The sequence below is a fragment of the Niallia sp. 01092 genome (assembly GCF_052318935.1).
GTDB lineage: Bacteria > Bacillota > Bacilli > Bacillales > Cytobacillaceae > Niallia.
The window spans coordinates 1-24,134 of the sequence record NZ_JBQRKO010000036.1 but is presented as its reverse complement, the minus strand read 5'-3'; the positions used below and the strand labels follow the sequence as shown (position 1 = coordinate 24,134).

Below are 24,134 nucleotides of genomic sequence, written 5' to 3'. Positions count from 1 at the left end.
ACCAATACAAGAACTAGTGTTCCAGTTATATCTTCTTTTAAACTAAAAAAAGAAGGCGATTCATCTCCCACCTACTCTCTTCGTTCCTTGAGGAAGGAGTCTTCTCGCTCAACTATGATAAAAAACTTAAAGACCGTATCATGTTTTATTGATATGTCTTCAAGTTTTTTTATTAAGGCTACCCTGAAAAGAAGTTCCGCAGCGTGAATACACTACGCTTCTTGCTTAGCGAGCGCCAAGCCGCTTCGTCGCTACGCTCCTGCAGGGTCTCGTCTGTCTCGCTTTCCCGCAGGAGTCTTGCAAATTTCCTTCCAAAATCAACATGATTGTTTAACAGAGCCTTTATTAAAAGATTTGAGCAATAACAAGTGCTCCTTTGATGACAAATTCGTTTTCGTCCAATTGTCCATCAGATGTGCTGCCAAGTGTGTTTCCTGCCACAATGTAGCAATGTTTTGTGTTAAATAGATGAGAACAATCAGCTTCTCTATTTTCAATTAAAGACATTTGATATATCTCTTTTTCTGATAAGTCCAAAGCAGTAGTTCCATCAAGTACTTCTCTATCATTATTATATCTGCTATATTCGCAAATTTCTCCGACTTCTCTCTCTTTATCATCAAAGCGCAATCCAATATACTCGTAACCTGCCCAATTATCCATCGATTGGATGTTTTCATTGTAGATTTTTTTACATAACTCATTCATTTCCACGACGTTCACCCTAATTTCCCCCTTCGATTTATTTTATGCTCTTATTATAAACTGTAATAAACAAGCTATATAACATCAAAACATTAAAATTTTTCGAAAATTTTGTGAATTATTAGGGGTTATTTACAAAGGTTGTTTTCATATATATTGTTGCTTTTAAACTCGCAGCCCGAATACACTTCGCTTTCCGTGGGCGAGCGTCGAGCCTCCTCGTCGCATACGCTCCTGTGGGGTCTCATCTTTCCTCGCATTCCCACAGGAGTCTACGTGTATTCAGTCTGCTGAGTACTGCTTCTCTCATTTTTTACGTAAAAAACAACAAACTTTGAGAAAACAGCCTTTACAAAAAATAAACCCGAAATCCCCCAAACATATTATTTGAGGGATTTAAGGTTTATGCATACATTTGATTTTCTTCATCTTTTCTAAAGAAGCTCGTCATCGCGTTAAAAACATCGGATTTTTGTCTTAATAAATAGTAGCGGAATTTGTCATCTTGGATATTTTTATAGGCGGACATTAGTGTGCTGTGGCGGTTGTACTGGTTGACTTCTCCATAACCGAACATGTTGGACACTTTCATCAGTTCTTCGACAAGCTTTACACATCTTGCATTATCTGATGTTAAATTGTCTCCGTCAGAAAAATGGAATGGATAAATATTAAAGCGTCCAGGATCATATTTATCTTCAATTAATTCAAGCGCTTTTCGATATACGGATGAACAAATAGTTCCACCGCTTTCGCCTTTTGAAAAAAAGTCTTCCTCTGAGACTACTTTTGCTTCTGTATGATGGGCGATAAATTCGATTTCGACTGTTTCATATTTTGTTCTTAAAAATCGAGTCATCCAGAAAAAGAAGCTTCTTGCCATATATTTTTCCCACAGACCCATCGATCCGCTTGTGTCCATCATCGCAAGCACCACCGCTTTTGAATCCGGTTTCACTACTTCATTCCATGTTTTAAACTTTAGGTCTTCCGGATAAATTGGGTAAAAACCAGCTTTTCCAGTCATTGCATTCCTTTTAAAAGCAGACATCATCGTTCTTTTTTTATCAATATTGCCCATTAATCCTGTTTTGCGAATATCATTAAATTCAATATTCTCAACAACAATTTGATCTTGTTCTTTTCTTTTTAAATTCGGAAGCTCTAGCTGCTTAAATAACGCTTCTTCCAATTCCATCATAGAAACTTCTGCTTCAAAATAGTCTTCACCTGGCTGATCTCCTGCACCTTGACCTTTTCCTGGTCCTTTTTGTCCTCCGGCTCCATCTCGGGCCACTACATCGCCAACTTTACTATCACCGTTTCCTTGCCCTACATGCTTGTTCTTATCATAGTTATAACGGATTTTATACTCATCTAATGAACGAATCGGAATTTTTACAACTTCTCTTCCATTTGACATCACAATATTTTCTTCTGTTATTAAATCCGGCAGGTTATTACGAATAGCCTCCTGTACTTTTTCTTGGTGACGTTGTTGGTCATCATGACCTTTACGATGGAGGGACCAATCTTCCTGGGAAATAACAAATTGATGATTATTTTGCTTCGTCAATACTTACCCCTCCTTTAAAAATTTTTCAATTTTTTTGCACCTATTATTCGTTTCCTGCATACACTAATTCGGGTAACATCCATCCAAAAAGAATGGTGATTACTCTATCATATGCTATATAGAAAAATAATTTACTAATTATTGCGATAATTATTTTTTCTTTTTGAAAAAGACAAGTTTCTTATTGATACAAAGAGGGAACCGACTTTCTTAGCCCGTTCCCCCTTTGTTGACTACTTATCGATTTAATAGACTTCCGACATAACGTAATAATTCATTGGCAGATGTTGAATTGTAGCCATGTTCATCAATGAGACGAGCAACGACTTCATTCACTTTTTTCAACTGCTGTTCATCTGGTGTTTTCGTTGACGTTGTAATTTTTACGACATCTTTTAAATCCGCAAATAATTTCTTCTGAATAGCTTCACGAAGACGATCGTGGGAATTATAATCAAATCTTTTGCCTTTTCGTGCATAGGCAGAAATACGAATTAATATTTCTTCCCGGAATGATTTTTTAGCATTTTCAGAAATGCCAATTTGTTCTTCAATGGAACGCATCAACTTTTCATCTGGATTAATCTCTTCCCCTGTTAATGGATCACGGAGTTTATTTTTATTGCAATAAGCCTCCACATTATCTAAATAATTATCCATTAATGTTTTTGCACTTTCTTCATAAGAGTAGACAAACGCTTTTTGAACCTCTTTTTTCGCAATTTCATCATATTCTTTTCGAGCAAGGGAAATGCAGTTTAAATATTTTTCTTTCAGCTCATTCGTAATGGATGAATGCTGATCTAATCCATCTTTTAACGAACGAAGAACATCCAGTGCGTTAATGCTTGTGATATCTTTGCGGATAATCGTGGAAGAGATGCGGTTAATCACATAACGTGGATCAATGCCACTCATTCCTTCATCTGCGTATTCATTTTGCAGTTCTTTTACATCAGCTGAACTGAATCCTTCTACACTTTCTCCATCATAAAGGCGCATTTTCTTCACTAAATCAATATCACCTTTTTTCGGTTCTTTTAAGCGTGTTAGAATCGTGAAGATGGCTGCTACTTTTAATGTGTGTGGTGCAATGTGTACTTCGGAAACATCACTTTCAAAAATCATTTTTTCATAAATTCTTTCTTCTTCTGTCACTTTTAAATTGTAAGGAACAGGCATCACGATAATCCGCGAATGCAATGCTTCATTCTTTTTATTGGAAATGAATGAACGGTACTCTGTTTCATTCGTATGAGCAACAATTAATTCATCAGCAGAAATTAGAGCAAATCTACCTGCTTTGAAATTTCCTTCTTGTGTTAAAGATAATAAATGCCAAAGGAATTTTTCATCACATTTTAACATCTCCTGGAACTCCATCATCCCTCTATTTGCTTTATTTAACTCTCCGTCAAATCGATAGGCGCGTGGATCTGACTCAGAACCATATTCCGCAATTGTTGAGAAATCAATGCTTCCAGTTAAATCAGCAATATCTTGAGATTTCGGATCAGATGGACTGAATGTTCCAATCCCCGTCCGTTTATCTTCAGAGAAAAATATTCTTTCCACCAATACATCTTCAATTCTGCCATTATATTCTTCTTGTAATCTCATTAAGTTAAGCGGTGATAAGTTCCCCTCAATTCGAATACCATATTCATCGTAAAAATCTTTACGTAGATTATGTGGAATCATATGAAGTGGATCTTCATGCATCGGGCAGCCTTTTATCGCATAAACTGCTCCTCTTTCTGTATAAGTGTATGCTTCTAATCCTCTTTTCAGCATCGTCACAAGTGTTGATTTACCACCGCTGACTGGACCCATAAGAAGCAAGATACGTTTTCTAACATCTAGACGTTTTGCAGCAGGATGAAAATATTCTTCTACTAATCTTTCTAACGGTTCTTCAAGTCCAAATAGTTGATCAGAGAAAAATTTATATATTTTTTTTCCGCCAACTTCATCAATACCAGCATCATTAATCATGTTGTATACTCGTGAATGCGCAGATTGGGCAACCCAAGGCTTTTCTTTCAAAATTTCTAAATATTCACCAAATGTCCCTTCCCATTTAAGCAACTCTTCCTCTTGTCTATACATCTCGATTTTTTTTAATATATTCATATGGACCTCCCCTGTCACATTATCAGAGACGATTAATATAATGTATGCGCTACTGTGTACGAACATGCTGAAAAGAAAGAATAGTTTTTTTTACAGGATTGTCTATAAAGAAAAAATCCTTTCTAATAAAAAGCATCACTCCTTACCAATACATTGGTAGTTTTTAAGAAGATGGATAAGCCTTTGTTTTAACTTATGCTGCTGCTTTCTATATTATTAGACTAATTTTTGATTTTTTTCTAATTTCATATAAACAGGAAGTTTAGAATGGCCATATGAATATTATTGCTTTGGGCAAAAAGAAAGCCTAATTTTGTCCAAAGGAGCCAGTTTCAAGGACAAACTCAAGGGAAAATCCCAGTTTTGTCCTTGAGAAGTGGTCTCAAAGACAAAATTCAAAGAGAAAACTCATTTTTGTCCAATAGAACCAGTCTCAAAGACAAAATCCAAAGGGAAAACTCATTTTTGTCCAATAGAACCAGTCTCAAAGACAAAATCCAAAGGGAAAACTCATTTTTGTCCAATAGAACCAGTCTCAAAGACAAAATCCAAAGAGAAAACTCATTTTTGTCCAATAGAACCAGTCTCAAAGACAAAATTCAAGAAGAAATCCCAGTTTTGTCCAACAGAACCAGTCTCAAAGACAAAATTCAAGAAGAAATCCCAGTTTTGTCCAATAGAACCAGTCTCAAAGACAAAATTCAAGAAGAAATCCCAGTTTTGTCCAATAGAACCAGTCTCAAAGACAAAATTCAAGAAAAAATCCCTTTTCTGGCCAATAGAACTGATCTCAAAAGTAAAAAACAAGAAAAAAGCAGGTATCTCCTGCTTTTACCACTTAACGCAAATTCATTTTTTTGCTTTTCACAAATTCCTTCATATATAAACGGGACTTTCCTTCAAGCATTGCTGCCATTTGTGATGTCCATGTGTCTTGACGGACATTATTCGTTCTTTCTTTATAATAAGCAGAAATAACTTCATTATATTCCTGTAGTTCTTTTTTGTATGTTTCCATATCTTGCTTGTATTCATTTTCATAATAAACATGTTGAAACGGAATTCTTGGTTTCTTTTCCGTATGCTGGTCTGGATAGCCAACAACAAGACCAAATAATGGGATTACTCGATCAGGTGTTTTTAACAGTTCACACACTTCTGTTAATTTATTGCGCAGTCCGCCTATGTAACAAATTCCAAGTCCCATTGATTCTGCAGCAATGCTGGCATTTTGGGCAGCAAGCGCTGCATCAATTATACTAACCATAAATTTCTCTGTGCTTTCCAGAGAGACGAAAACGTCTTTTCCTTCCATTTCTGCTGCAACTTCATGACGATATAAATCCGCACAAAACACAAATAAATGCCCATTATCTTCTACATACGTTTGATTTCCAGCTAATTGAGCAAGGTTTTTCTTTTTCTCCTTATCTGTCACACCGATAATGCTATACGCTTGAATAAGATTTGATGTTGATGCACTTTGCGCAGCTTCCACTATCGTTTGTATTTGCTCGTTTGTTAACGGCTTGTCTTGAAATTTTCGGACAGAGCGGTGGTCTAAAATCGTTTCGATAACATGATTCATGACATTCACTTCCCTTTTTTATAGAAATAATTAGTATCGTAGTCAATCGTATAACAGCCTATCCATATTATAATAAAATAAGCAGAATAGTTTTAATAATTTGCTCCTCTTTATCGATGAAAATTATAAAGCAACATTTCCCCCATAAAAAATGGAGCATAAACCATTTCGATTTATACTCCCATGATCGCTTTCTTCGTTGTTCAGATGACTCATTACCAACACATTCATCACTTAGCTACGTGCAAATGGTATCTTTATGTTTCAAATGTACTTTTCTTTTGGCTGTTTTCGTATAGAATGTTGCATTTAAACACGCAGCCTGAATACACTTCGCTTTCCGTGGGCGAGCGTCGAGCCTCCTCGTCGCATACGCTCCTGTGGGGTCTCGTCTTTCTCGCATTCCCACAGGAGTCTACGTGTATTCAGTCTGCTGAGTACTTCTTCTCACATTTTTTACGTAAAAAACAACAAACTTTGAGAAAAAGCTTTTCTTTTATTAAGACAAATCCCTATAATCTTGCTGTCTTAATGCTTCATACACAAGAATCGCTGCAGTATTGGATAGATTTAAGGAGCGAACATTATCATTCATTGGAATACGCAGTGTCCGGTCTTTATTCGCCTCGATTATATCCTTTGGTAGCCCCGTTGTTTCTCTGCCAAAAATAAAATAATAATCCTTTTCTTTATCGCTGTAGTCAAAAGTAGAATGTGGTTTTGAACCGAATTTAGTTAAATAAAAAAATTCTCCCCCTTCATTCTGTTCAAAAAAGATATCAATCGAATCATAATAATGAATATCTACGAATTCCCAGTAGTCAAGACCGGCACGTTTTAACATTTTATCATCAGTTGAAAATCCTAATGGGCGGATTAAATGAAGAATAGTATCTGTTGCTGCACATGTTCGTGCAATATTTCCTGTATTTGATGGAATTTGTGGTTGATATAATACAATATGTACTGCCAAAACTTTCGTCACCTCTATATAAATGCTTTTCAGTGACTATTATACACTTTGTTTACGAAAAACAATAATGTAATCATGTCTTATCCATCGATAATTGTAAAAAATTTATACTGAATATTAGGTGTATACGCAGTAGAATCTTCATACGCCCAATACCTATTTCTGCTATTATAAGTGTGGGCATTAACTAGTGGTTCCCCGTTATCGTCTTTTCCTGTTACAATAGTCGTATGGTTATACTTTCCATCCCCTTCAAAATCATAACAAATGACATCTCCTAACAATAGATCAGTCGCTTTCGCAACTTGCCTTGCTCTTAGTCCCTTTTTTGAAGTGGCTAAATATTTTGGAAATGCATTTGCCACAGCCCAGCTGTAGCTCCAGCTATTATGCTGCATCCACCAGCCAGTATTTCGGTTTGGATATCCACGCATTGGTGCACCACCGGCATGCACACATTGAGATATATAATTCGTGCAATCCACTTCAAATCTTTTATAAGCTGGGTTATAGCTGTTCCACCATTTTTCTGCATACTGAACCGCTTTCAAGCGATTATACGTATAACCTCTTTCCGTTTCTTCATCATTTAACGATTCCTCTGTTTGATTTAAAAAAAGGTGCTCTTCTGTTTGATAAGAAACGGGGATTTCCTTATCTTCAATTAACACTCCTTTATAGAAGCTCGCTTTTCTTTTCTCTATTTCTTCTTCTATATAAAAAAAATCATGTTGTTTAATAATATATTGTACATGCGTTCTATAATACACTTCTTCTGTTTCTTGTACATTTTCAACAGATGTTATCTTACCTGTTGCTTTCACCTTTACGATTTCTGCCTGTCTTTTTTGAAATAACTTCTTTTTTCTTTCCATTTTATGTTCTAAACTAGCACTTCTTTTAAAAGAAACATATTGCTGCATTCTTTTCTCCAGAAATTCAAGCAACTGTTGTTTCATCTCCTCCACTCCTTTTTCCCGCCGTCATTCCCATGTTACACACACTCTCTTATTATAGATATGTAAGATTCCTATTTTTTTGCACAAAAAAAGAAGGATTGCTCCTCCTTGTCAAAAAGTATTTATGATAGCCTTTCTAAAGCATCTGCTATTTCTTTCTGAACCTCTTCATCTGCCTCTTTTGTTATGCTGTTCGTTAATGCCTCTTTTGCTTTTTCCCCACCGATTTTTCCTAATGCCCATGCTGCTGTTCCTCTGATAACAGGTCTTGGATCTTTATTCATCACGATAATAATGTCGTTAACGGCACTTTCTTCTTTAAAATGAGCCAGTGCAATCAGCGCATTTCGTTGTATCGGTTTTTTCCCGCGCCAGGATCCAGAAATATGTCCATATTTTTCTTTAAATTCCTTGTTGCTGATTTGCAATAAAGGGAGGAGCAGCGGTTTCGCAATCTCTGGGTCAGGCTCCATTTCTTCGTGCAAATGAAAATCTATGCCTTTATTTTTCGGACAAACCGTTTGGCATGTATCACAGCCATACAAACGATTGCCGATTTTTTCTCTAAATTCTTCTGGAAGAAAGCCTTTTGTTTGCGTTAAAAATGCTACACAACGCTGTGCATTTAATTGTCCACCTTGAATCAAAGCACCAGTTGGACAAACATCCACACATTTATTGCATGTTCCGCATTGGTCCTCCATCGGCGTATCAGGCGCTAGAGGAAGATTAGTAATCATTTCACCTAAATAGACATAAGAACCAAATTCAGGTGTAATAATCGCACAGTTTTTTCCAGACCAACCAATCCCAGCTCTTTGGGCAACTGCCCGGTCTACTAGTTCTCCTGTATCGACCATTGATTTGCACCGTGCTTCCGGAACTCTTTCCATAATATACTGTTCTAATTTTTGCAATCTGTCTCTTAACACTACATGATAATCAGTTCCCCATGATGCTCGACAAAAAACTCCTCTTCTTTCCCCTTTTTTACTTGCCACTCTTTCCTTCATTTTCGAAGGATATGCTAACGCGATTGAAATAATAGATTTTGGCTTTTCCAAGAGCAGGGTGGGATTAACACGTTTTTCAATATCTTTTTCTTCAAAACCAGATTGATAATTTAGTTCTTGCTGCTGAAATAATCTTATTTTCATTTCCTCGAAAGTACTTGCATTCGTAAACCCAATCTTATCAATTCCAATTGTTTTGCTGAATTGAATAATATCTTGTTTTAATTGATCGTAGTTCATGAAATCCCTCCTTTTTCATTGGATTTAAAAATTAAATAAGCTAAAATATAGTAAACTCTCATCATCTTTTATTGGAGGTATCTATCTTGCATCTTACTATCGCAAACGAACTTAAAAACACCATTCCCAACTTTAAAATCGGACTAATCTTTTATAATAATATAGAAGTAATTCCTTCCCCACAGATGATTAAAGGCCGCATACAGCTTTTTCAAGAATCAATTTACTTTGATTTAGAAAATGCCAATGTAAATGACATTCCTTCTATTAAAGAATGGCGGCAAATTTTTAAAACAACAGGAAAAGACCCAAACAGATACCGCCATTCAGCTGAAGCATTATTTAGACGCATCAAAAAACAAAATTACTTGCAGCCAATCAACAGCAGTATTGATCTTAATAATTTCTTTTCTCTTCAATTTGGGGTACCAATCGGTATTTATGATTGTGCCAATCTTTCTGGCAATCTAAACATTCGCATCGGGAAAACGGATGAACAATACATCGGCTTAAATGGAAGAACCAATTCAATAGAACATTTAATCATCAGTGAAGATGAACAAGGTCCCTTTGGAAGTCCGTTTGTCGACTCTGACCGAGCTCCCGTTACGCTAGAAACAAAAAATGCCGTACAAATTGTTTATTTACAACCTTCCACCACAATCGAAACCGCCAATAAAATGGTCGAATCGTTAACGAATATGTTCGTACAAATTCATGGTGGGAAAAGCGAATTTTATATTGTTGACTAATTGTTTTACTTTAAAAATTTTCAACTAATGTGAATGTTAAAAGGCAGTTATCCCCAAAACTTAAGGAGGGATAACTGTTCGTTAATATAACATAAAAATTTACATAGCAGAAGTGAAGGTGAATCACATACATAACTTTCCATTATTTATAAGGCTCTTTTCGTATAGATTGTTGTTTTAATCCGCAGCCTGAATACACTTCGCTTTCCGCGGGCGAGTGCCGAGCCTCCTCGTCGCTATGCTCCTATGGGGTCTCGTCTTTCTCGCTTTTCCCGCAGGAGTCTACGTGTATTCAGGCTGCTCTGTGCTTCAAACATGTTTATTATTTTATTCAAAAACAACAAACTTTTAGAAAACAGCCTTTTATAAACAATAAAAAACGCAATGCTTCGTTCTTTGGTTGAAACGAAACACTGCGTTGATAGCAATTTATGTATGGAGCGGGTGATGGGAATCGAACCCACGACATCAGCTTGGAAGGCTGAGGTTTTACCATTAAACTACACCCGCATATTTAACTTTTGTTAATAATTTTTTAACGTTTTTTTAACACGTTATTTATTATATATCCGTTGTTTTAAAAAAGCAACTACTTTTCGACATTTTTTTATTTTTTGTTGCATTTTTTTTACTTACTTTTCAAAAACCCCAACTCCCTTCCTTTATTATTCCTTTTTTATAGAAACTATTTGTTTTTACCTGTAACTCTTCCCTTACTACCCTATGAGTTAACTTTTTACGATAGCTGCTTTACTCTTTATCGAAATATCACTTAATTGCAGCATCAACATATGCTCTAATAAAGCCGCTTAAATACTGTCAGGTAAATATTTCCCAACGATTATCCTAGTAAAAAAGGATTGACTTTTTATTATAGGCAATATATATTTTAACTAATCGTTTGACCTTAAACTTTATACAGAATGATTCTTATCCAGAGCGGCGGAGGGACAGGCCCTATGAAACCCGGCAACCAAATGATTAATTCAGGTGCTAAATCCTACAAAACAAATAGGTTTTGTGAAGATAAGAGAAGATACTAAATAAGTACCACTTCTCTTACTGGAGAAGTGGTTTTTGTATAGGTTTAACAAAACTAGCTTTTAATTTTTCAGAAATGAAGGGGGAAATAAAAATGAAAAAATCATTTGCATTATTAGCAGCACTATTATCATTAGTGTTAGTTTTAGCAGCATGCGGAAATGATAAAGAAAAATCTGAAGCACTTAGCACTAAAAAACTAGTAATTGGAGTTACAGGCGGTCCACATGAACAATTAATGGAAAAAGTTGCAGAAATCGCTAAAAAAGATGGACTGGAAATTGAAATCAAAGTATTCAACGATTACAACACACCTAATACAGCATTAGCAGACGGTGATCTTGACATCAACAGCTATCAAACAAAACCATTTTTAGATGCACAAAAAGCCGATAAAGGTTATAAGATTAGTGAAGCATTTAAAACAGTAACTTTCCCAATGGGTATTTATTCTAAGTCTGTTAAAAGCTTAGATGAAATAAAAAAAGGCGACAAAATTGCTGTTCCAAATGATCCAAGCAACGAGTACCGTGCACTTAAGCTTTTTGAAGCAGCTGGTTTAATTAAGTTAAAAGAAGGAACTAGTGAAAAAGCGACTAAAAGAGATGTCGCTGAAAATAAATTAAACTTAGAAATTCTTGAATTAGATTCTGCACAGCTTCCATCACAATTAGGAGAAGTTGCAGCAGCTGCAATCAACACAAACTTTGCTATGGGAGCAGGTTTAACGATTAAAAAAGATGCGCTTTTCCATGAAGAAGCGGAAAACAATCCATATTCTAATTATTTAGTAGTTCGTGATGAAAATAAAAATGACGAAGTAGTAGCAAAATTAAAAGAGTATTACCAAAATGATGAAGTGAAACAATTTATTGCAGAAACATTTAATGGATCGGTTGTTCCAAGCTGGTAAGGAGGTTCTAACATGATAAGTCTACAGCATGTGTCAAAAACATTTAATGTTGGAAAGAAAAAAGTGGAAGCGTTGAAAGACGTTTCCCTTACAATCCAAAAGGGTGAAATTGTTGGCGTTATTGGTTACAGTGGTGCTGGGAAAAGTACGTTAATTCGCTGCGTCAATTTATTAGAAAGACCAACGAGTGGAAAGGTTCTTATTAATGATGTAGATATCACCTCTCTTAATACAAAAGAGTTGCAAAAAGTCCGCCGAAAAATCGGGATGATTTTCCAAGGATACAATCTGTTAAAAACGGCGACTGTTTATGAAAATATTACGATTCCTCTTAAGCTTGAAGGTGTACCAAAAGAAGAAATAAAAAAGCGTGCAGATAAATATTTAAGCATTGTCGGTTTAAGCGATAAGCATCATGTTTATCCAGGTCAATTGTCTGGCGGTCAAAAACAAAGAGTTGCCATTGCAAGAGCTCTTGCACATGAACCGGAAATATTGTTAAGTGATGAAGCGACAAGTGCACTTGATCCTAACACAACAGAATCCATTCTTGATTTATTGCTTCAAGTAAATAAAGAACTTGGAATCACTATCTTTTTAATCACCCATGAATTAGATGTCATTCAACGCATATGCGATCGTGTAGCTGTCATGCAAAACGGAGAAATTGTCGAAGAAGGAAAAGTGCTTGATATTTTCTCCAATCCAAAACATTTACGCACAAAACAGTTTGTATATGGAGAAGCCGGCATTAAGGTTCCAGATCATTTTGTTAACACTTTGCCAAAAAGCGGAAAAACAGTCTCTTTAACCTTTATCGGCGAATCTTCCAAAGATCCATTTTTAGCTTTACTAGTAAAGCAATTTGATGTATTGCCAAGCATCATTGCAGGTGGAATTGATCAATTAAAAGACCAATCCGTTGGTAAATTAGTTGTTCATATCGATGGAGAAGAATCGGAAGTAGAAAAATCGATTAACTTCCTTATCGGGAAAAATATATTAGTAGAAGAGGTGAATCAATAATATGGCTACATTTTGGCAAGATTGGGGAGAAGTAATTCAAGAAGCGTTTATTCAAACCGTGCAAATGACAAGCATCTCCCTTTTGATATCTATTATTATTGGTTTGCCTTTAGGTGTTCTACTTGTATTGACTCGAAAAGGCGGCCAAGCAGAAAATATTGTTTTTTACACGATTATGAATACGATCATCAATGTTATTCGTTCTATTCCTTTTATTATCTTACTGTTTTTTATCCTTCCTTTTACAAAGCTTGTTGCAGGGACAACGATTGGTGTAGAAGGTGTTATCGTGCCTCTAGTTGTATATACTGCACCATATATTGCAAGATTAATGGAATCTTCCATCCTTGGAGTAGACCGTGGTGTTATTGAAGCATACCAATCGATGGGAATTTCCACTTTTAAAATTATTTGGAGTGTATTAATTAGAGAAGCGCGCTCTTCCATTGTACTTGGTCTTACCATTGCAACAATTGGCTTAATTGGCGCAACAGCGATGGCTGGGTTAGTTGGTGCAGGCGGATTAGGAGACGTTGCCTACCAATACGGACATTTACGATTTGAACCTACAGTTATGTACACAACTATTCTTATTCTTGTCATTATCGTTCAAAGCATTCAGTCATTTGGAAATGTATTAGCACGTAAATTAAAGAAGGATTAAAAAAGGATGCCACGTGGCATCCTTTTTTAATCCTTCTTAATTGGCAAGCGCCTAGCCCTTGTGAAAAATAACCCTTTGCCTCTAAAAATAAAAAGAACTTTTTGAGTCAAATGAACATTTTTCTTCAGGGCTGAACAAGGCGCTTTGCTTATTAGTTAGAAAAAATATTCTTTTGTTCTTTTAGGCCATAAATCACGATCAGCAAAATGACTACTCCAAGAAGTGCTACATAACCGTCAACCGCAGCTGCTACTCCTATTAATTGAGATAAAAATCCCAATCCAACTACTGGAATACTAACCCCTAAATAAGTAAACACAAAAAACGTAGATATGATATTGCCTTTGATATGATTTGGTGATGCCTCATTTAATAAAGCAAGGCTGCCAGCATATGCAGGACCATTGCCCGCTCCTATTAAAATGGCTGACAAAAGCAATAACACCAATGATTTAGTACTTAATGTTACCACTAATAAAATAAGGCCAAGAGACATTAAAATATATCCAATACTAATCATTGTTTTTAACGATAACTGTTTTACGAGTATTTGATTAACTGCTGCTGCAATAAGACCTAATGCTACAACAATTCCTGAAATCGTTAAACTGCTCACATTCGTAAAACTTGCTAAATTAGATGGAATAATCGACATAAACATACTGATGATAGACCATGCTAAAAATGAAGTTCCTGTTGCTAATAGAAATGGCTTCATAATCGATTTTGGAACATAAGGCTTTTTCAATTGAACAGGACGCAATCCTGGACGGACATTTTCATTTAAAAAGAATAATCCTGCAAAACATGGAAGAATAAATAGTAAATGTACATAATAGGACAATCTAATTGGAAATGGTGCATAATCTCCTAAAACACCAGAAACAATCGGTCCAATTGCATTACCAAGTGTTACAGCAAGGGCACAGATTAAAGCTGTTTTCTTTTTATTTCTCTTTTCATCCAACTCGGTAAGTGCTGCAACAGCAACACCATTTAAAACCCCTACAGACAATCCTTGAAATAATCTTCCTACAAGCAGCATTTCTACTCCATTTGCCATCGTAAAGCAGGCAGTGCCAATAATAGCAAAGAATACCCCTGGAATAATTACTTTCTTCCTTCCGATCTGATCTGATAATTGTCCGGCAATCATAATCGCTGGAATAACAGTAAATGCATAAAAAGCAAATACTAAAGTTATCATTCCAGAAGATAAACCCCATTCTTGACGATACAGTGTATAAAGGGACGCTGGTATATTCGTTCCAAAAAGCGTTAGGAACAAACAGCATGCTACTAGCCAATAGGATACCTTTTTACTTAATGTTTTCTGGTCCCTAAGCACTTGAATCGCATCCGCTTTATGAATTAGCTTTTGTTGAAAAGCAGATCGCTGTGCTGTATCTACCTCCATCACTTCCATTAATTCCTGAAGGCCGATTACAAGATTTTGCACTTGCTCTTCCTCTGCACAGCTTGCAATCCGAATTCTTGAAATTTCTTCTTTTTTATATTTTTTGGTTGTAATTTGTTCTATATTTACTTTGTGTGTTACGAATAAATTGGATATATTCGCCAACACTCCCGGCTGATCTTTCACCAGCATCGAGATACGATATTCTGACATCATGAAGCGTTCCACTCCCTTCATAATAAGAAACTAATATGAGTTTTCGCTAAGGCGATGTGATCGAATCCAATCCATACTTTATACTGATAAAAAACGAAATGAAAAATCAGCTTATTTCATCATTAAATTTTAAGTAAACGTATCTCCGTTTCCTTTTCTACAGAAAAGCGAATAATCCTTCTTCTATTGTAAAATTGAATAAATATAAAGTCTATACATTTGTAAGAAAATCTAACAATAAAGTTCACTTTTTTTACCTGCAACTTAAAACCCTAATAAATCAAGGGTCTATATGAAAAATCCGATAAAAAACCTTACTTAAAAAAATTTAATTATCAGAAAATTAATGCATGAAATTATGCATATTTTCTTACAATTCCATATTACGGCTGTTAATGTAAATAAAGACTGTTTTCTCAAAGTTTGTTGTTTTTTACGTAAGAAAATGGGAGAAGAAGTACTCAGCAGACGGAATACACTCCTGTGGGAATGCGAGAAAGACGAGACCCCACAGGAGCGTATGCGACTAGGAGGCTCGACGCTCGCCCACGGAAAGCCAAGTGTATTCAGGCTGCGAATTTAAAAGCAACAATCTATATGAAAACAGCCTAAATAAAAAGGAATATTACATTATATAAACATTTATGTGTTTTTGTTCTATTTAATAATATGTGTTCAAAAAGGAGGACAAAAAGAGCCGAGAAGTTCAAGGAAGTGTACCTTTGAGCACCGTAGCATATACAATTAATACGTGAAGAGCGGAAAAGCAAACTGACACAGAAATTTAATGGCTATTTTTCCCGGACTTTTTGAGCAACCTCTTTTAGACATAATTTCGCCATAATTACACCCTGTTTTTCCACTGTAACATAGCTAATTTTAGACAAATTTTGTACACTAAATAAAGGTATTATTTATTTCATTTCTTACTGGTTGCAGTCTTAAGAGAAACATCTACAATTGCATGCGAACTGGTAGTGATAGCCAGCTTATTTCAGGAGGGTACTGATTTGGAAGTAAAATATTTAACAGAAGTAGAAGCACTAGCACAAAAGAAACTGAAGATCTTTAAACAAAGCCGCCTACGATCTATTTTACGCTCTATGGTTGCCAGTATGTTTATTGGCTTCGGCGTAATTGTAGCATTTAAAACGGGAAATTTCTTTTTTATGGAAGATTCTCCATTAGCCTACCCGATGGCGGCTCTTGTTTTTGGTGCTGCTATTATTCTTATAGCCTATGGCGGTGGTGATTTATTTACAGGCAACACTTTTTACTTTACATACGCTGCTTTACGAAGAAAAATAAGTTGGACAGAAGTATTCCAGGTTTGGGGGACAAGCTATGTTGGCAACATACTCGGTGCTGTTTGTTTTGCTATTTTAATCTATTTAACAGGATTATTCAACTCTTCTGATGTGAATGGATTTTTATTATATGTAGCTGAACATAAAGTACATGCACCCATATCAGAACTATTTTTTCGGGCAATTCTTTGTAATTGGCTTGTTTGTTTAGCATTCTTCATTCCAATGACGTTAAAAGGAGACGGTCCAAAATTATTTGCAATGGTGCTGTTTGTTTTTTGCTTTTTTATCTCAGGATATGAACACAGCATCGCCAATATGTGTACATTTGCGATTGCATTAGTGCTTGACCAAAATCCAGCGATTAACTTTGTAAGCGTCATACGAAATATTATTCCCGTTACGATTGGAAATTTAATTGGCGGCGTATTCTTTATGGGCGTGATGTATTATTTCATTAACAAACCTTTTATGGATATGGAAGAAGAGGAAAAATAAAGAGGAAAGAGGAGAATCCCAAAAACTAGGTTCTCCTCTTTTTGAATATTATTGTAAACTTTGAACTGGAACATTCACATCATCAAGATTAATATGTCCCCAACTGCCACTTCCGTTGTCTACAACTTTTATATAACATTCTGTTCCAATATAAGCAGATGCATCCCAATACTTTCTAGTATAAGTTTCTGTATTTGCACCTGTTTCTTTAAAAAGTTCCTGCCCATCTGAAGCTCTTACTAAAGATACATAGAATTTATCGATATAGCAATCAAGAAATCAATTTTTCCATCATTACCTAATATAAAGTTTTGGGATTTAAGGGTTCCTGTCTGATCATCTCCCCCTTCTTTATAGCCCCAAAGATGAAACTGATTGTTTTGATTAAATGGTCCACCCCAATAAGTAGTGTCTGAAGCTACATCTCCGCTGCTGAAAGCGTCTCCACTAACAACTGTCCAACCATTTAAGTTACCGCTTTCAAAATCATGATTCGTCAATTCTAGGGTAGCGTTTTGCCGTGTGTTCTGGAATGTCGCCGTTGCATCCCAAACATTTAATCCGAATTTTCCTGATTGGAAGGAAGAATCATTTTTATCGATTACGAGACGATCATCTAAGTAAACCTTAAAGTTATTGCCTACTGCCACTACCTTTAAATGATATTTTTTATTTACATCTAATGTTGTTGGGTACTCCGCTAATACAGTTGCTGCGCCATTTTCAAATTTTAAAAATTTAACGACATCGTTTTTTACATCCACATTGGCAAGATAGCTATTTTTCGCATCATCACTTGAACGGAAAACAAGCGCTCCTGCCCCCTTCCCATTGCCATCTTTCACTGTTATATCTGATTCATATATAAAGTTTGTACCTGTATTATTAGCTATTATAAACGAATCTCCATCGGAACGACCTTGTTTTCCTTCTATTGTATCTGCCCATAGACCATTAACCGTTGTCCAGCCAGATAAATTAGATTGAAATGGCGTCGATCCCCAAACTGTATTTAATTTGTGTACAGTAAGCGACTTGATTTTAGCACTGCCATTTACAGCATAAACTTCAAGATCTTTGCTGGATAGGTTTGGAAGGATGACATCTGTTAACACTTTTTGACCGTCATTTCCAAACACTTCAACAGAAGAACGATCAACAAAGATTCGCAGCTTTATTTTTCCATTAACCGGCTGCATTGGTGCACTATGTTTGCCAGTAAAATTCGGATTAAAGCTGACATTACCAGAATTAGTCCGGTCAATCGAAAGCTGAGCTGTATTTTTATCATAAGCTATTTTCGTGTATTGGCTGCCACCCTTGCGGACATTAAAGCCAAACTCTGTTGCAGTTGAACCGCTTACATCAAATTCTGCATTAATTTCCACTGCATCCCCTGTAACACCTGTTAATAAATTGCTGCTGGTAGGAGTTATCGTTTTATTTGTCCACGTGTTTACGGCTCCCCGAATCGAATTTAATTCTGTAACTGGGGATTGTACCAACCTAATTCCTTCTGGAAGTGTCTTTAACGCCAACGTTCTCGGAATAGTCATCGCACTTCTCCAAGGGCTTGTTGGTACGTCATTCGCATATTGCCAATTGCTCATCCAGCCCAACCAAATTCTGCGCCCATCAGAAGCTGGAATATCAGACCAGGTAACAGCTGCATAAAAGTCTTTTCCATAATCCGTCCAAAGAACTTTACTTGGTTCATTATCATTTACAAAGGTTGTACCATCAAAGCTTCCTACAAAATATTGTGCACCGGACCCTCCAGAAACAGCTCCATTTCCTATGCTAACCTGCATCACCCATTTCTTTTGACCGGAATTTCCATCAACAGGAAGCTGGAATAAATCTGGGCATTCCCACACGCCGCCATGACTTCCTTGCCCTTGACCAAAGTCACTTGCAAATGTCCATTGTTTTAAGTTAGGGGAAGTATAAATTTTGATTCTGTCACCCGCAGCAAGCAGCATTACCCATTTGTTTGTATCTTCATGCCAAAAAACTTTTGGATCACGGAAATCACTTATCCCTGGATTGGGAATAACCGGATTGCCTGAGTACTTTGTCCAAGTTCTTCCTTTATCGTTGCTGTAAGCAATACTCTGTACTTGAGTACCATTTTTATCTTGTGTATACATCGCAACTAATGGCTTCTCCGTGCCAGTTTGAAAACCAGTTGTATTATTCCAGTCCACTACTGCACTTCCAGAAAAAATCGTTCCATGCTCATCAGGCGCAAGCGCCACCGGAAGATGCTCCCAATGGACTAAATCCGTACTAACTGCATGCCCCCAATACATAGGACCCCATTGCAAGCCATATGGGTGGTATTGATAAAACAAATGATATTCCCCTGCATAGTACACCATCCCGTTCGGATCATTCATCCAGTTAGCTTCTGGTGTGTAGTGGTATTGAGGACGATGTTCTTCTTTATAATAATCAACATCAGCTGCATTTGCAGAAATCATTGGCAGAAGTAATAAAAGAAACGTCACACTTATAGAGACAAGTTTCTTTCTCATTGTCTTCCCTCTCTTTTTTATTTATTTTGTAATACTTCATCTTATCTTAAGGCTGTTTCGTATAGATTGTTGCTTTTAAACTCGAAGCCTGAATACACTTCGTCCGTTTAGCGAGCGTCGAGCCTCCTCGTCGCATACGCTCCTGTGGGGTCTCGTCTTTCTCGCATTCCCACAGGAGTCTACGTGTATTCAGTCTGCTGGGTACATCTTTCCCCACTTTTTATGTGAAAAACAACAAACTTTGAGAAAACAGCCTATCTTAAATACGTGTTCAAAAAGGAGGATAATTAAGTACAGAGAAGGTTGAGATGAAGAAGTCACGAAGCCCAAAAAGAGGTAGGTTGCTATGTGTGGGCTGAAGTGACGATGCAAAGAAGAAATTAGCAAGCTTGTGTTCCTAACTTTTTGAACAAATTCATTAAATAATCAAGCTTCTATTCAGACTACAACTAAATAAAGATAAAAAGATACTGCTTAAACAGATAAATTCTAAGTCGTGGCTAAGGATGCGCTTTTAAGGAAAAGTTTTCATTGAATTTATTTTCCCTCTTGATTCCTTTTTTTATTAAAAAGAATAAAATTAACCTCCTTACTTTGCCACAACTAACAGCTCTATTTCTTCTACAAAATAGTTAATTATGACAATTATTATCATAATCTTACAAGATACACCTTTAGTTTATAATAATCAATTTGAAAACGCTATCATACTTTTATACTAATATTTAAAGCGTTTTCATAAATTTGAAGTATTGATACAATTAAGGTGCTTTTTTAGGGACAAAAACAGTTAAGAATATGCAAAAAACTCCATAATTAGTTTTGGAGTTTTACATTATCTAACTTATACTTTTCTCTTCTTCTTTTTCAATTTAATCAACAGCAAGTTGTTTAATGGCCTCCTCTTTTATCACATCATAAAGATTTTTCATTCCTTGAATAATTTACAATAAGGATTGGCATGACAGTATTTATAATTTCCCGCCCATTTTTTTAATTAGTCAATATCATACAATAGACATTAAACAAAATGTGCTACACTACATTCAGAATATCAAAAGGAGGTTGTTCACTTGAAACAAGAAGAAAGAACGGTTTGCTTTGATCATGATTTACAAATTGAAGCATACCGCTTTCATGGAATCATGCAAAAATTTCCGAACCACTTCCATGAATACTATGTAATTGGATTTATAGAGGATGGACAGAGACGATTATCATGCAAAAACAAAGAGTATGTGATAGCTACAGGTGATTTAATATTTTTTAATCCTTTTGATAATCATGCTTGTGAACAGATTGACAACGAAACATTAGACTATCGCTGCTTAAATATCAAACCTGAAATTATGCGTAAAGTGACAAAGGAGATTACCGGAAAAGACTATCTTCCCTATTTTACTGCTCCTGTATTCTACCGTAAGGAACATGTTCATTTGCTGCATGATCTTCACCAGATGCTTATGAACGAATCACCAGACTTTAAGAAGGAAGAAACATTTTATTTCTTGATGAAACAACTGATTGAAGAATATGCTGAGCCTGCTGAGGAAACAGAACGTGGAGATATCGAACAAAAAGTTGAAAATGTCTGCCAGTACATAGAAGCCCATTATATGGAGCCTATTGCTTTAGATGATTTAGCAAGACTTTCTAATATGAATAAATACTCTTTATTGCGTTCATTTACTCGTGTTCGAGGGATTACACCATATCGTTACTTACAAACAGTTCGAATCAATAAAGCTAAAAAGCTACTGGAACAGGGATTGAAGCCATTAGATGCGGCCCTGCAGACCGGTTTTGGAGATCAAAGTCATTTTAGCCATTTCTTTATGGAATTTATCGGACTGACACCAGGACAATACCGGGATATTTTTATTAATTAACTGCAAGAAAGGACAGAAAAATGGAAAGCAAACATACTAATGGCCATTTATCAGCACTTATTACCATTTTAATTTGGGGTACAACCTTTATTTCTACCAAAATTTTATTAAATCATTTTTCTCCAATTGAAATCCTATTTCTTCGTTTTGTAATAGGTGCCATTGCTTTAATGGCAGTATACCCGTACAGGCTGAAAGTAACCGATAAAAAACATGAACTTACTTTTATATTTGCTGGTTTATGTGGTGTTACTTTATATTACCTTTTAGAAAATATTGCCCTAACCTATACATTTGCATCCAATGTAGGGGTAATATGTTCCGTTGTACCATTTTTTACGGCCATCCTAAACTATCTATTTATAAAAGATGAACCGTTACGGATTAATTTTTTCTTAGGATTTGTTATTGCAATGACCGGCATTTTCCTTATTAACTTTAGTGGATCTTCGAATTTTCAACTAAACCCATTGGGTGATTTATTAGCAGTAGCAGCTACTCTAGTTTGGGCAATTTATTCTGTATTGACGAGAAAAATTAGCAGTTACGGATATCATACGATTCAAACGACAAGAAGGGTGTTTTTTTACGGAATTTTATTTATGATTCCTGCCGTCTTTCTGTCTGACTTCCAGTTAAAACTGGAGAAATTTGTCAGCCCAGTTTCCATATTCAATCTTTTATTCTTAGGACTTGGGGCTTCTGCTCTTTGCTTTGTTACATGGAACTTCGCCATTAAAGCATTAGGGACAATTAAAACCAGCATTTATATTTACATGGTCCCTGTTATAACGGTAATTACATCTACCATCGTCTTACACGAACAAATGACATGGCTGTCTGTATTAGGGACAATTCTTACATTAGCTGGACTTGGTATTTCAGAAAGCAAAATCAAGTTAAGAAAAAAAGGAGCATTAGCAAATGGATTTACAAAATAAAAAATGCGTGATGGTAATTGATTCTGAATTGCCAATCGGCTTGATTGCCAATACATCTGCTGTACTGGCATTAACGGTTGGGAAGAAAATAGAGGGACTTATTGGACCAGCCGTAGTTGACGGGGAAGGACAGCTTCATGAAGGGATTACAAACACACCCATTCCTATACTAAAGGGTTCAGGAAGTCTAATTAAATTATTAAGAGATAAAGTTGCTGCTGAATTTCCTGATCTTCTGCTTGTCGATTTTTCTAACGTGGCTCAAATATCAAAACATTACGATGACTATACCGCGAAAATCGCTTCATCCACTATAAATGACTTGCGGTATCTTGGCATTGCTCTATATGGAGAAAAAAAGAGCATTAATAAACTAACTGGAAGTCTTCCACTTTTGCGTTAAAAAGAAGCAGGCGGATTGATGATAAAACTTTTCCGAACTGGTTAATAAGTCTAGCGACCTTTTATAATGGTTGCTAGACTAGTTTATAGTGTTATAACTCAGAAGTATTAAAAACATATTTATAAGTGTCTATCTAATAAATAATATATTAAATAGTTTTATCTTTTAACTTCTTCTATCGCTTTTAAAGACCTTTAAAAGAATTAGATTTTGCTCATAGTATCTGAAAATCTTCGTACAATTTTTCCACGCTTTACACTAAAAGACAAAAAAGCCAACACTCTGATTGCTCAAAGCATTGACTTTACTAGGTTTCTCTTTAATTTAATATACCGGTGGTCGGGGTCGAACCGACACTCCAGAAGGAACACGATTTTGAGTCGTGCGCGTCTGCCAATTCCGCCACACCGGCGAGCTGCTTATAATTATAAATAATGCCGAGGACCGGAATCGAACCGGTACGGTAGTCACCTACCGCAGGATTTTAAGTCCTGTGCGTCTGCCAGTTCCGCCACCCCGGCGTAATAATATATAAACTATCTTATAAGCAATTTCAATTTAAATTATGGAGGCGGCAACCGGATTCGAACCGGTGGTAAAGGTTTTGCAGACCTCTGCCTTACCACTTGGCTATGCCGCCATGATGCTCTTGGAGCGGAAGACGGGATTCGAACCCGCGACCCCCACCTTGGCAAGGTGGTGTTCTACCACTGAACTACTTCCGCGAAATGGCTGGGCTAGCTGGATTCGAACCAACGAGTGACGGAGTCAAAGTCCGTTGCCTTACCGCTTGGCTATAGCCCAATAGTAATATATTCATAAATTAAAATAATGTGATAATTAAATGGGGCGAATAATGGGAATCGAACCCACGAGTGTCGGAGCCACAATCCGATGCGTTAACCACTTCGCCATATCCGCCATAATTAATATTGGCAGGGGTAGTAGGAATCGAACCCACACCGGAGGTTTTGGAGACCTCTGTTCTACCTTTAAACTATACCCCTATATTTATAAATGGTGGAGGGGGACGGATTCGAACCGCCGAACCCTAAGGAGCGGATTTACAGTCCGCCGCGTTTAGCCACTTCGCTACCCCTCCATTTTTAGAAAGGTGGCTCAGGACGGAATCGAACCGCCGACACAAGGATTTTCAGTCCTTTGCTCTACCAACTGAGCTACTGAGCCATAATTTACGGTTTTCGCTAAGCATCGAATTTCTTCGTCAGCTCTTTCACTCACATCCTCACGTATTTATATACGATCCGGTGCTCACTCAATCGCTTCCTTGAACTTCTCGCTTTTCGAAATCCTATTATTTAAAATAAATTTTTTAATCAAAT

The 24,134-nt window shown here is 36.3% G+C and carries 18 protein-coding genes, 10 tRNA genes and 1 riboswitch; of the genes, 8 read left to right on the top strand and 20 right to left on the bottom strand.

The genetic code is table 11. From position 1 onward, the window contains the following. Positions 1 to 345 precede the first annotated feature (345 nt). The 8 genes from ACTXGU_RS21240 to queG all read right to left on the bottom strand — a co-directional run bounded on the left by ACTXGU_RS21240 (position 346) and on the right by queG (position 9,187). The gene (locus tag ACTXGU_RS21240; RefSeq protein ID WP_443483520.1) at positions 346 to 723 is read right to left on the bottom strand and encodes a hypothetical protein; all 378 of its coding nucleotides are present in this window, start codon (positions 721 to 723) and stop codon (positions 346 to 348) included. A 385-nt stretch (positions 724 to 1,108) separates the two neighbouring features. Continuing rightward, on the bottom strand, positions 1,109 to 2,281 hold the full coding sequence (gene yhbH, locus ACTXGU_RS21235) for a sporulation protein YhbH (protein ID WP_443483519.1): 1,173 nt from the start codon (positions 2,279 to 2,281) through the stop codon (positions 1,109 to 1,111). Positions 2,282 to 2,518: 237 nt separating this feature from the next. Beyond that, on the bottom strand, positions 2,519 to 4,414 hold the full coding sequence (locus ACTXGU_RS21230; RefSeq protein WP_443483518.1) for a PrkA family serine protein kinase: 1,896 nt from the start codon (positions 4,412 to 4,414) through the stop codon (positions 2,519 to 2,521). Between the two features lie 561 nt (positions 4,415 to 4,975). After that, positions 4,976 to 5,221, bottom strand: coding sequence for a hypothetical protein (locus tag ACTXGU_RS21225; RefSeq protein ID WP_443483517.1), 246 nt, complete (start codon positions 5,219 to 5,221; stop codon positions 4,976 to 4,978). Positions 5,222 to 5,252: 31 nt separating this feature from the next. Then, positions 5,253 to 6,002: an oxygen-insensitive NADPH nitroreductase gene (nfsA, locus tag ACTXGU_RS21220; protein WP_443483516.1), complete on the bottom strand. Its 750-nt coding sequence runs from the start codon at positions 6,000 to 6,002 to the stop codon at positions 5,253 to 5,255. A 499-nt stretch (positions 6,003 to 6,501) separates the two neighbouring features. Then, positions 6,502 to 6,975: a tRNA (uridine(34)/cytosine(34)/5-carboxymethylaminomethyluridine(34)-2'-O)-methyltransferase TrmL gene (gene trmL, locus ACTXGU_RS21215; RefSeq protein WP_443483515.1), complete on the bottom strand. Its 474-nt coding sequence runs from the start codon at positions 6,973 to 6,975 to the stop codon at positions 6,502 to 6,504. 80 nt (positions 6,976 to 7,055) lie between these two features. Further along, on the bottom strand, positions 7,056 to 7,934 hold the full coding sequence (locus tag ACTXGU_RS21210) for an amidase domain-containing protein (RefSeq protein ID WP_443483514.1): 879 nt from the start codon (positions 7,932 to 7,934) through the stop codon (positions 7,056 to 7,058). A 122-nt stretch (positions 7,935 to 8,056) separates the two neighbouring features. Then, the gene (queG, locus tag ACTXGU_RS21205) at positions 8,057 to 9,187 is read right to left on the bottom strand and encodes a tRNA epoxyqueuosine(34) reductase QueG (RefSeq protein WP_443483513.1); all 1,131 of its coding nucleotides are present in this window, start codon (positions 9,185 to 9,187) and stop codon (positions 8,057 to 8,059) included. Positions 9,188 to 9,273: 86 nt separating this feature from the next. Between queG and ACTXGU_RS21200 the strand changes: the two genes are divergently transcribed. Then, the gene (locus ACTXGU_RS21200; RefSeq protein WP_443483512.1) at positions 9,274 to 9,939 is read left to right on the top strand and encodes a B3/B4 domain-containing protein; all 666 of its coding nucleotides are present in this window, start codon (positions 9,274 to 9,276) and stop codon (positions 9,937 to 9,939) included. Between the two features lie 436 nt (positions 9,940 to 10,375). On the opposite strand, the gene ACTXGU_RS21195 is transcribed toward ACTXGU_RS21200, so the two are convergent. Continuing rightward, positions 10,376 to 10,449, bottom strand: a tRNA-Gly gene (locus ACTXGU_RS21195). A gap of 417 nt (positions 10,450 to 10,866) precedes the next feature. Continuing rightward, positions 10,867 to 10,972, top strand: a riboswitch (SAM riboswitch). Positions 10,973 to 11,074: 102 nt separating this feature from the next. Between ACTXGU_RS21195 and ACTXGU_RS21190 the strand changes: the two genes are divergently transcribed. From ACTXGU_RS21190 to ACTXGU_RS21180, 3 genes are read left to right on the top strand one after another with little or no spacing between them, the layout of a single operon-like run. Continuing rightward, on the top strand, positions 11,075 to 11,893 hold the full coding sequence (locus ACTXGU_RS21190; RefSeq protein WP_443483511.1) for a MetQ/NlpA family ABC transporter substrate-binding protein: 819 nt from the start codon (positions 11,075 to 11,077) through the stop codon (positions 11,891 to 11,893). Positions 11,894 to 11,905: 12 nt separating this feature from the next. Then, positions 11,906 to 12,919, top strand: coding sequence for a methionine ABC transporter ATP-binding protein (locus ACTXGU_RS21185; RefSeq protein ID WP_443483510.1), 1,014 nt, complete (start codon positions 11,906 to 11,908; stop codon positions 12,917 to 12,919). Between the two features lies 1 nt (position 12,920). Beyond that, positions 12,921 to 13,583: a methionine ABC transporter permease gene (locus tag ACTXGU_RS21180; protein WP_443483509.1), complete on the top strand. Its 663-nt coding sequence runs from the start codon at positions 12,921 to 12,923 to the stop codon at positions 13,581 to 13,583. 151 nt (positions 13,584 to 13,734) lie between these two features. Here ACTXGU_RS21180 and ACTXGU_RS21175 read toward each other — a convergent pair whose 3' ends face one another. Next, positions 13,735 to 15,216 (bottom strand): MFS transporter, encoded by a 1,482-nt coding sequence (locus tag ACTXGU_RS21175; RefSeq protein WP_443483508.1) that lies wholly within the window; start codon positions 15,214 to 15,216, stop codon positions 13,735 to 13,737. Positions 15,217 to 16,226: 1,010 nt separating this feature from the next. On the opposite strand from ACTXGU_RS21175, the gene ACTXGU_RS21170 reads away from it, so the two are divergent. Further along, positions 16,227 to 17,021 carry a formate/nitrite transporter family protein gene (locus ACTXGU_RS21170; protein WP_443483507.1) on the top strand — a complete coding sequence of 265 codons (795 nt, stop codon included), beginning with the start codon at positions 16,227 to 16,229 and terminating at the stop codon, positions 17,019 to 17,021. 239 nt (positions 17,022 to 17,260) lie between these two features. On the opposite strand, the gene ACTXGU_RS21165 is transcribed toward ACTXGU_RS21170, so the two are convergent. Next, positions 17,261 to 19,558, bottom strand: coding sequence for a GH32 C-terminal domain-containing protein (locus ACTXGU_RS21165; RefSeq protein ID WP_443483506.1), 2,298 nt, complete (start codon positions 19,556 to 19,558; stop codon positions 17,261 to 17,263). Between the two features lie 1,073 nt (positions 19,559 to 20,631). On the opposite strand from ACTXGU_RS21165, the gene ACTXGU_RS21160 reads away from it, so the two are divergent. The 3 genes from ACTXGU_RS21160 to ACTXGU_RS21150 are packed head-to-tail and all read left to right on the top strand — an operon-like array spanning position 20,632 to position 22,791. Continuing rightward, positions 20,632 to 21,447, top strand: coding sequence for a helix-turn-helix domain-containing protein (locus ACTXGU_RS21160; protein ID WP_443483505.1), 816 nt, complete (start codon positions 20,632 to 20,634; stop codon positions 21,445 to 21,447). 20 nt (positions 21,448 to 21,467) lie between these two features. After that, positions 21,468 to 22,388 carry a DMT family transporter gene (locus ACTXGU_RS21155; protein ID WP_443483504.1) on the top strand — a complete coding sequence of 307 codons (921 nt, stop codon included), beginning with the start codon at positions 21,468 to 21,470 and terminating at the stop codon, positions 22,386 to 22,388. Beyond that, a complete protein-coding gene (locus ACTXGU_RS21150) occupies positions 22,372 to 22,791 on the top strand; it encodes a DUF2000 domain-containing protein (RefSeq protein WP_443483503.1) in 420 nt (139 codons plus the stop codon). Before ACTXGU_RS21155 ends, ACTXGU_RS21150 begins: the two co-directional genes overlap by 17 nt. A 330-nt stretch (positions 22,792 to 23,121) precedes the next feature. Here ACTXGU_RS21150 and ACTXGU_RS21145 read toward each other — a convergent pair. From ACTXGU_RS21145 to ACTXGU_RS21105, 9 genes are all read right to left on the bottom strand, one after another. Continuing rightward, positions 23,122 to 23,203: transfer RNA gene (locus tag ACTXGU_RS21145), tRNA-Leu, on the bottom strand. A gap of 23 nt (positions 23,204 to 23,226) precedes the next feature. After that, a tRNA-Leu gene (locus ACTXGU_RS21140) sits at positions 23,227 to 23,312 on the bottom strand. A gap of 45 nt (positions 23,313 to 23,357) precedes the next feature. Then, a tRNA-Cys gene (locus ACTXGU_RS21135) sits at positions 23,358 to 23,431 on the bottom strand. A 10-nt stretch (positions 23,432 to 23,441) separates the two neighbouring features. Further along, a tRNA-Gly gene (locus ACTXGU_RS21130) sits at positions 23,442 to 23,516 on the bottom strand. Positions 23,517 to 23,520: 4 nt separating this feature from the next. Continuing rightward, a tRNA-Gln gene (locus ACTXGU_RS21125) sits at positions 23,521 to 23,595 on the bottom strand. Between the two features lie 41 nt (positions 23,596 to 23,636). After that, positions 23,637 to 23,712: transfer RNA gene (locus ACTXGU_RS21120), tRNA-His, on the bottom strand. Positions 23,713 to 23,724: 12 nt separating this feature from the next. Then, positions 23,725 to 23,798: transfer RNA gene (locus ACTXGU_RS21115), tRNA-Trp, on the bottom strand. 11 nt (positions 23,799 to 23,809) lie between these two features. Next, positions 23,810 to 23,893, bottom strand: a tRNA-Tyr gene (locus ACTXGU_RS21110). A 13-nt stretch (positions 23,894 to 23,906) separates the two neighbouring features. Next, positions 23,907 to 23,979, bottom strand: a tRNA-Phe gene (locus ACTXGU_RS21105). Positions 23,980 to 24,134: the final 155 nt, after the last annotated feature.

Coding starts and splice junctions, on each gene's coding strand:
- ACTXGU_RS21230 (WP_443483518.1), bottom strand. CDS start 4,414: ATGAATATATTAAAAAAAATCGAGATGTATAGACAAGAGGAAGAGTTG.
- ACTXGU_RS21150 (WP_443483503.1), top strand. CDS start 22,372: ATGGATTTACAAAATAAAAAATGCGTGATGGTAATTGATTCTGAATTG.
- ACTXGU_RS21180 (WP_443483509.1), top strand. CDS start 12,921: ATGGCTACATTTTGGCAAGATTGGGGAGAAGTAATTCAAGAAGCGTTT.
- ACTXGU_RS21165 (WP_443483506.1), bottom strand. CDS start 19,558: ATGAGAAAGAAACTTGTCTCTATAAGTGTGACGTTTCTTTTATTACTT.
- ACTXGU_RS21175 (WP_443483508.1), bottom strand. CDS start 15,216: ATGATGTCAGAATATCGTATCTCGATGCTGGTGAAAGATCAGCCGGGA.
- ACTXGU_RS21190 (WP_443483511.1), top strand. CDS start 11,075: ATGAAAAAATCATTTGCATTATTAGCAGCACTATTATCATTAGTGTTA.
- ACTXGU_RS21210 (WP_443483514.1), bottom strand. CDS start 7,934: ATGAAACAACAGTTGCTTGAATTTCTGGAGAAAAGAATGCAGCAATAT.
- queG (WP_443483513.1), bottom strand. CDS start 9,187: ATGAACTACGATCAATTAAAACAAGATATTATTCAATTCAGCAAAACA.
- nfsA (WP_443483516.1), bottom strand. CDS start 6,002: ATGAATCATGTTATCGAAACGATTTTAGACCACCGCTCTGTCCGAAAA.
- ACTXGU_RS21185 (WP_443483510.1), top strand. CDS start 11,906: ATGATAAGTCTACAGCATGTGTCAAAAACATTTAATGTTGGAAAGAAA.
- ACTXGU_RS21155 (WP_443483504.1), top strand. CDS start 21,468: ATGGAAAGCAAACATACTAATGGCCATTTATCAGCACTTATTACCATT.